Annotated in this window: 6 protein-coding genes and 1 pseudogene; 4 read left to right on the forward strand and 3 right to left on the reverse strand. The window is 73.8% G+C overall.

The genetic code is table 11. The features are described from left to right. Positions 1-260 (reverse strand): annotated as a pseudogene (locus ACWEMJ_RS33225) (hypothetical protein); the annotation flags it as partial. Between the two features lie 93 nt (positions 261-353). Here ACWEMJ_RS33225 and ACWEMJ_RS33230 point away from each other — a divergent pair. Then, on the forward strand, positions 354-797 hold the full coding sequence (locus tag ACWEMJ_RS33230; protein ID WP_452140870.1) for a hypothetical protein: 444 nt from the start codon (positions 354-356) through the stop codon (positions 795-797). A gap of 9 nt (positions 798-806) precedes the next feature. Here ACWEMJ_RS33230 and ACWEMJ_RS33235 read toward each other — a convergent pair whose 3' ends face one another. Both ACWEMJ_RS33235 and ACWEMJ_RS33240 read right to left on the reverse strand, forming a co-directional pair. Continuing rightward, positions 807-1,835, reverse strand: a complete 1,029-nt coding sequence (locus ACWEMJ_RS33235) for a 2-dehydropantoate 2-reductase (RefSeq protein WP_452140871.1) — start codon at positions 1,833-1,835, stop codon at positions 807-809. A gap of 78 nt (positions 1,836-1,913) precedes the next feature. Then, positions 1,914-3,056: a PP2C family protein-serine/threonine phosphatase gene (locus ACWEMJ_RS33240; RefSeq protein ID WP_452140872.1), complete on the reverse strand. Its 1,143-nt coding sequence runs from the start codon at positions 3,054-3,056 to the stop codon at positions 1,914-1,916. 234 nt (positions 3,057-3,290) lie between these two features. On the opposite strand from ACWEMJ_RS33240, the gene ACWEMJ_RS33245 reads away from it, so the two are divergent. The 3 genes from ACWEMJ_RS33245 to ACWEMJ_RS33255 all read left to right on the forward strand — a co-directional run bounded on the left by ACWEMJ_RS33245 (position 3,291) and on the right by ACWEMJ_RS33255 (position 6,830). Then, a complete protein-coding gene (locus ACWEMJ_RS33245; protein ID WP_452140873.1) occupies positions 3,291-4,778 on the forward strand; it encodes an extracellular catalytic domain type 1 short-chain-length polyhydroxyalkanoate depolymerase in 1,488 nt (495 codons plus the stop codon). Between the two features lie 223 nt (positions 4,779-5,001). After that, positions 5,002-6,459, forward strand: coding sequence for an APC family permease (locus ACWEMJ_RS33250; RefSeq protein WP_452140874.1), 1,458 nt, complete (start codon positions 5,002-5,004; stop codon positions 6,457-6,459). Next, entirely contained in the window at positions 6,456-6,830 is a 375-nt protein-coding gene (locus ACWEMJ_RS33255) for a cupin domain-containing protein (RefSeq protein ID WP_452140875.1), read from the forward strand. Before ACWEMJ_RS33250 ends, ACWEMJ_RS33255 begins: the two co-directional genes overlap by 4 nt. Positions 6,831-6,933: the final 103 nt, after the last annotated feature.

Raw genomic sequence — 6,933 nt, forward strand, 5'->3', positions numbered from 1 at the left:
CTCGAACTTCGCCTTCGCCACTGCAGTCCTCCTGAGGACAGTTCTGTACGCCGTACGACGTCAGTTGGTCTGGATCGGCTCATGGTGACGGTGCGGCCGGCCAGCGCGAGCGGGCGGGGCGCCAGGCCCGGCGCGTGCCGGTCGAGCAGCGTCAGCGCCCGCCACTCGCGTTCGGGATCGCCGTCGGCGTCCGGGCGGAAGCGCTTGCGGACGGTGTCGGCGCCGAACTCGACGCCGTGGGTGCTCCAGTGCTGAGACATGGTGCCAGCTTCCCGCAGCGGGGCGCGGGTTGACGGCGGGAGTCACTACGCTGGAGGCGGCAACACGCGGAGCGACGAGGGGTGGCGGCGGACATGGTGGGCACCGAACTGGCCGAACTGGCGGCCTCGGGGGCGACGGCGCTGGTCGGCGCGGTGGCGACCGACCTGTGGGGGCAGGTGCGCGACCGGGTCGGCCGGCTGCTCACCCGGGGGCGGGAGAGCCGGGTGGAGGCCGCGCGGATCGAGCTCGCCTACGCCGAGGTGCTGGACGCCGAGGAGAACGGGCTGGCCGACGTCCGGGAGAACGTCCGGCAGGACTGGGAGCAGCGCCTGCTCACCGTGCTGCGCGAGGACCCGACGGCGGTGGCCGAACTGCGCGCCCTGCTCGACGAGATCGCCCCGCAGGGCGGCCCCCGGATCGAGGTCACCACCGTCCACAACGAGATCAGCGCCGACGTGCACGGGATCGCCCTGCAGATCGGTCGGGTCGGCACCAGCAATGTGACGATGCGACAGCCGGGTGATCAGCCTTCCTGAGCGGCCGGATCAGCAGTCCTGCGCGTCGAGCGCCGCCAGCAGCTCCGGGCCCCGCCAGGACGGCGGGGCGGGGGCCGACTCGGCGGCGCGGACGAGGGCGAGCAGGCGGCGGTTGGCGGGGGCGGGCAGGTCGTGCCGCTCGGCGAGGGCGAGGATCTCGCCCTGGAGCGAGTCGATCTCGGTGCGGCGGCCGCGCCGGAGGTCCTCCCACATCGAGGAGCGGGCCTGCGCGTCCACCCGCAGGGAGGCCGCCGCGAGCCGCCGGAACAGCGCGTCCGGCAGCCCCAGGACGGCGGGCATCCAGGCCGCGGGGACGGGGCCCAGCCGGGCCGGTTCGAGCCCGGCCGCCCGCAGCGCCGCCAGGCCCTCGCGTTGGCAGCGGGCCAGCACCAGCCGGTAGGGCCGGCTGCCGAGCTGCTCGCGCAGCGGCTGCCCGGACAGCGCGTTGACGGCGTTGTTGAGGTTCATGAGCAGCTTCGCCGCCTGCACCCGCGGCATGTCCGCGCGCAGCTCCACCGGCAGCCCGGCCGCCCGCGCGGCCTCCGCGAAGCGCTCGCCCTGCGGCCCGCGTTCGAGCATCAGCCGTCCGTCGGTGCCCTGGTGGAACGCGCCGGGCCCGGTGCGGACCACGTTGTAGGGCACCATGCCGGCCAGGACGCGGCGGCCGGGGAGGGCCTCGGCGAGCAGCCGGGCGTTGTGCAGGCCGTTCTGGAAGCTGATCACGGTGCTGCGCCCGTCCAGGTGCGGGGCGAGCGCGCGGGCCGCGGCGGCGGTGTCGGCGGACTTGACAGTGACCAGGACGAGGTCGGCGCCGGCGGCGGCCGAGGCGTCCACGGCGGTGCGCGGCCGCGCCTGCGTCCGGCGGGCGCCGGGGCCGGTCAACGTCAGCCCGGCGCGGTCGAGTTCGGCCATCGCGGCGGGGCGGCCGATCAGCGTGACGTCGGCGACGGCGGCCAGCGCCCCGCCGAGGCGGCAGCCGATGCTGCCCGCGCCGAACACGGCGATCCGCAGCGGCGGCACGGAACGGTTCTCGGACACCCGGGGCTCCTCGGTCGACAGGCAACGGCACGCACGGCAGGCAACGGCCCCCGAGGCTACCGCCCGGTCACCTCCGCGTCAGCCGTGCCCGTCGCGCGGCACCGGCTCGGCGGCGGCCGGCGTGCGGCGGGAGGCGAGCAGCGCGGCGACGTCGTCGTCGGCGGGCCCGCCGGCGTAGCGGCGCAGGTCGCGGCGGAGCACGTCGAGCAGGCGCGGCGAGGGCTCCAGCGTCCAGCGGGCGAGGCGTTCGGCGAGGGGGTAGAACTCGCCGCGGCGGTCCCGGGTCTCGGAGACGCCGTCGGTGTACAGCAGCACCCGGTCGCCGGGGCCGAACGGGACGGTCTGGGTGCGGTAGTCGGAGGCCACCAGCGCGGACAGGTTGAGCGGCGGCAGCGGCACCTCGGGTTCCAGCAGGCGCACGCCGGCGGGCTGGATCAGCACCGGCGGCGGGTGGCCGCAGTTGAGCAGGCGGGCCTCGGGGCGGTCGTCGGGGATCTCCAACAGGACGGCGGTGGCGAAGCGTTCGGCGGCGTCGGGGGAGGAGGCCCGCTCGGCGTACCGGCCGAGGCCGGTCTCCAGGCGGCTGGCCAGCGCCGGCAGGTCCTTGGAGTCGTAGGCGGCCTCGCGGAACGAGCCGAGCAGCGCCGCCGCCATCTCCACCGCCGGCAGCCCCTTGCCCTGCACGTCGCCGAGGATGATCCGGACGCCGAACGGGGTGCGCACCGCCTCGTAGAAGTCGCCGCCGATCTGGGCTTGTTCGGCGGCGGCGTTGTAGTAGAGGTTCAGGTCGACGCCGTCGATCCGGTCCGGCAGCGGGCGCAGCACCACCTCCTGGGCGGTCTGCGCCACCGAGCGGACCATCGCCAGGTCGCGTTCGCGGCGCACCCGTTGCCCGGCGGCGTACGCGGCCGCCAGCGTGACGAGGACGGTCGCGGCGACCACCGAGCCGCCGGCGGCGCCGACCCGGCCGTCCCGGACGAGCGCCAGCACCACCTCCGTCACCACCGCGAGGGCGCCGATCACCAGCGTCCCGAGCGGGCCCCAGGTGGCGGCGGCGAGGGCGGGGGCGGCGACCACGAAACGGTCGTAGCGCTGACCGGCGGGGGTCTCGGCGTCCGCACCGGCCGCCAGGGCGATCAGCAGGAACGGGGCGAGGCGGCTGATGGCGCTCAGGATCGGGCGCGGCCGCGTCGGATCCGGCTTGTCGGTGATCGTGGGCATGACCCGGAGAACGGTACCCGGGCGGCGCGCCCGGGTGTGGGAGGCGCGGGCGGACGGCACCGTGACGACGGTCGCACGGGCTCAATGGTCGCCGCCACCATGGCGTTCGGGCCCGCGGTGGTGCGCCGGGCCATGGGCGGCCACCCGCCGCGCGCCGATGATTCACGCCAACCGTGCTCGGCCACCCACCCCCCACCGCGGCCGACGCGCACACAGCGAGAGCGGAGCCCCCACATGAGCCCCCACACGGCACGACACACGAGCAGAGCGGGACGGATCGGGCGCTGGGCGAAGGCACTGCTCGCCGTCGCGGCGCTGGCCGCCGGAACGCTGACCGGCGCGCCGCAGGCCTCGGCGGCCGGCCTCGGCCAGGTCACCGGGTTCGGCAGCAACCCCGGCAACCTGGCGATGTACAGCTACGTCCCGACCGGGCTGGCCACCGGCCGGCCGCTGGTGGTGGCGCTGCACGGCTGCACCCAGACCGCCAACGACTACTACGCCAACTCCGGTTGGGCGCAGCTCGCCGACCGCTGGGGCTTCGCCGTGGTCTTCCCGCAGACCGGCGCGGCCAACAACGTGCTGTCCTGCTTCTCGTGGTTCGACAGCGCCGAGGACACCCGGGGCCGGGGCGAGGCACTGTCCGTCAAGCAGATGGTCGACAAGGCGCTCGCGCTGTACGGCGGCGACCCGTCGCGGGTGTACGTCACCGGCCTGTCGGCCGGTGCGGGCATGGCCGCCGACCTGCTGGCCGACTACCCGGACGTGTTCGCGGGCGGCTCGATCGCCGCCGGCCTGCCCGCGCAGTGCGCCACCACGCAGGCCGCCGCGTCCGGCTGCCAGAACTCCTCGCAGAACCTGACGCCCGCCCAGTGGGGCGACAAGGTGCGGGCGTCCGCCCCGGGTTGGAGCGGCCCCTGGCCCCGGGTGGCGATCTGGCACGGCAGCGCGGACACCACCGTCGCCCCGGTCAACGCCACCGAACTGCGCGACCAGTGGACGAACGTGTGGGGCATCGGGCAGAGCGCCTCCGCCACCCGCTCGCTGCCCGGCGGCACCACGCTGAGCGAGTACCACGACGCGGCCGGCCGGCCCGCCGTCCAGCTGTACAGCGTCGCCGGGATGGGCCACGGCCTGCCGGTCGGCCCCGGCAGCGGCACCGCCGACTGCGGCCGGGCCGGCGCCTACTTCCTCAACACCCTCTGCTCGTCGTACTGGACCGGCCTGTTCTGGGGGCTGGACGGCTCCGGCGGCGGGGACGGCGGCGGCTCCCAGCTGCCCGCGCCGGGCGGGCTGGCCGTCACCGGCACCACCGACACCACCGCGTCGCTGAGTTGGGACGCGGTGCCCGGCGCGGCGTCCTACGCCGTCCACCGGGACGGCGCCCGGGTCGGCACCGCCACCGGCACCGGCTACACCGACAGCGGCCTGAGCGCGGGCACCGGCTACACCTGGACGGTGGCCGCCGTGGACGCCAACGGCACGGTGGGGACCGCGAGTTCGGCGGTCCGGGCGACCACGTCCGGCAGCGTGTTCACGCCCCGGTGCTGGACGGACAACAACTACAACCAGGTGGCCGCGGGCCGCGCCCACCAGAGCGGCGGGTACGTGTACGCCAACGGCTCCGGCCAGAGCATGGGGCTGTGGAACCTGTTCGTGACGCACACGTTGAAGGAGACCCCGGCCGGGTACTTCGTGCTCGCGGACTCCGGCTGCGGCGCCTGAACGCGCGCTGATCAGCCGTTTCGGGCCCCGCGGAGTCGTCCGGCGGGGCCCGCCAGTCTGTCAGGGCGGTAACAGGACGCCTGACAGATTGAACGATTGTCGTATTCAACGGTGGCGGCCAGACTCGTGCATCTCACATCCGTGCCGACACCCGATTGCCAAGGTGAAAATGACCGCCATCCCCGTGGCCCCGCCGGAGCACCGGTGGGCAACGCCCAAGCGCGTGAGCCTGGTTCCCCTGGTCGCCCTGATCTTCTTCGGCGTCTCCGGCGGCGCCTACGGCATCGAGTCGCTGTTCTCGACGTCCGGGCCCGGCATGGGCATCCTGCTGATCCTGGTCGCCCCGCTGATCTACAGCGTCCCGCACGCCCTGGTCTGCGCCGAACTCGGCACCGCCATACCCGTCGAGGGCGGCTACTACCACTGGGTCAAGCGCGGCCTCGGGCGGTTCTGGGCCTTCCAGCAGGGCCTGCTGCAGTGGGTGTGCAGCTTCGTCGACATGGCGCTCTACCCGGTCATGTTCACCTCGTACCTGACCAGCCTGATCGGCGCCGTCGCCCCCGGCAAGCACGTGTTCTTCACGCTGGGCCTGCACTGGTTCGACATCCAGGTCGACCTGAACTGGGTGATCTGCGCCGCCGTCATCGTGGTCTTCACGCTGCTGAACCTGATGGGCGCGGGCTGGGTCGGCGACTCCTCGGTGGTGTTCGCGATCATCTGCCTCACCCCGATGCTGATCCTCACCGCGATCGGCGGCTACCACCTGCTGACCGAGGGCATCAACCCGGTCTCCTCGCTGACCGCCGAACAGGGCCAGTCCACCTGGAACGCCTTCGGCGCCGGCCTGTTCATCGTGATGTGGAACTACTCCGGCTGGGACTCGGTCTCCACCGTCGCCGGCGAGATGGAGAACCCGAAGAAGCACCTGCCCAAGGCGCTGTTCTGGTCCGTCCTGCTGATCATCGTCGGCTACCTGCTGCCCTCGCTCGGCGCGCTCGCGGTCGGCGCGGACGGCGAGAACGGCTGGAAGAGCTGGAAGGAGGGCGCGTTCTCCGACATCGCCGGCGAACTCGCCGGGCCCTGGCTCCAGTACACCGTCACCGTCGGCGGCCTGTTCGCTTCGGTCGCGATGTTCTCCGCGCTGCTCGCCTCCTACTCCCGGCTGCCCTCCGCGCTCTCGCACGACGGCTACCTGCCCGGCTGGGTCTCCAAGGAGAGCCGGCGCTACCGGATGCCGATGGCGTCGATCATCGGATCGTCCGTCATCTACGCGCTGTTCTGCTTCTCCAGCTTCGCCGACCTGGTGATCTTCGACGTCTTCCTCACCAACATCGGCATCCTGCTGGAGGTCGCCGCGCTGATCGCGCTGCGCATCCGCGAGCCCGAACTGGAGCGCCCCTACCGGATCCCCGGCGGCTGGTGGAGCATCGGCCTGATCGCCGCCTGCCTGACCGCCGTCAGCGTCTGGGCCGCCATCGAGCAGTACAGCGAGGAGGGCACCAAGGCCGTCAAGCTCTGCCTGGTCGTGGTCGGCGCCTCGGTGCTGCTCTACCCGCTGCTGTCGCGGCGCAAGGCCGCCCGGGCCCGCGCGGCCGCCGACGGGGTGTCAGGGTCGCAGCCGGACTCGGCACACAGTGACAGGGCCGTCGCCGACGGCGGAGCGGTTAGCGTCGAGTCATGATCGACAGCTTCGCCCTGCACGTCCCCGACGCCGAACTGGAGCCGGAACCGCTCGACGCCGAGCAGATCGTCTCCGGCACCCCCGAGGTCACCGGCAAGGTGGTCTGGGAGTCCGCCGACGGCCGCCGGATCCGCGGCATCTGGCAGATCACCCCCGGGGTGGTCACCGACACCGAGGCCGACGAGATGTTCGTCGTCCTCAGCGGCCGGGCCACCATCGCCTTCGACGGCGGCCCCGTGCTGGAGGTCGGCCCCGGCGACCTCGCGGTGCTGCGCGAAGGCGACCGCACCACCTGGACCGTCCACGAGACGCTCCGCAAGGTCTACAGCATCGACCTCGGCCCGGAGGCGGCCGAGGACGAGGACCGCTAACCGCCCGCCCACCCGGGCGAGCACCAGCGGCCGGCCCGGCCGCCCCCACGGCCGGGCCGGCGAAACCTCCCAAGGCAAGGAACCGAGAACATGGACCCCGTAC

Source organism: Kitasatospora sp. NPDC004531 (genome assembly GCF_053602195.1).

Bases quoted from the DNA above. Each gene is read 5' to 3' on its own strand.
- ACWEMJ_RS33240 (WP_452140872.1), bottom strand. From the start codon at position 3,056: ATGCCCACGATCACCGACAAGCCGGATCCGACGCGGCCGCGCCCGATC.
- ACWEMJ_RS33230 (WP_452140870.1), top strand. From the start codon at position 354: ATGGTGGGCACCGAACTGGCCGAACTGGCGGCCTCGGGGGCGACGGCG.
- ACWEMJ_RS33245 (WP_452140873.1), top strand. From the start codon at position 3,291: ATGAGCCCCCACACGGCACGACACACGAGCAGAGCGGGACGGATCGGG.
- ACWEMJ_RS33255 (WP_452140875.1), top strand. From the start codon at position 6,456: ATGATCGACAGCTTCGCCCTGCACGTCCCCGACGCCGAACTGGAGCCG.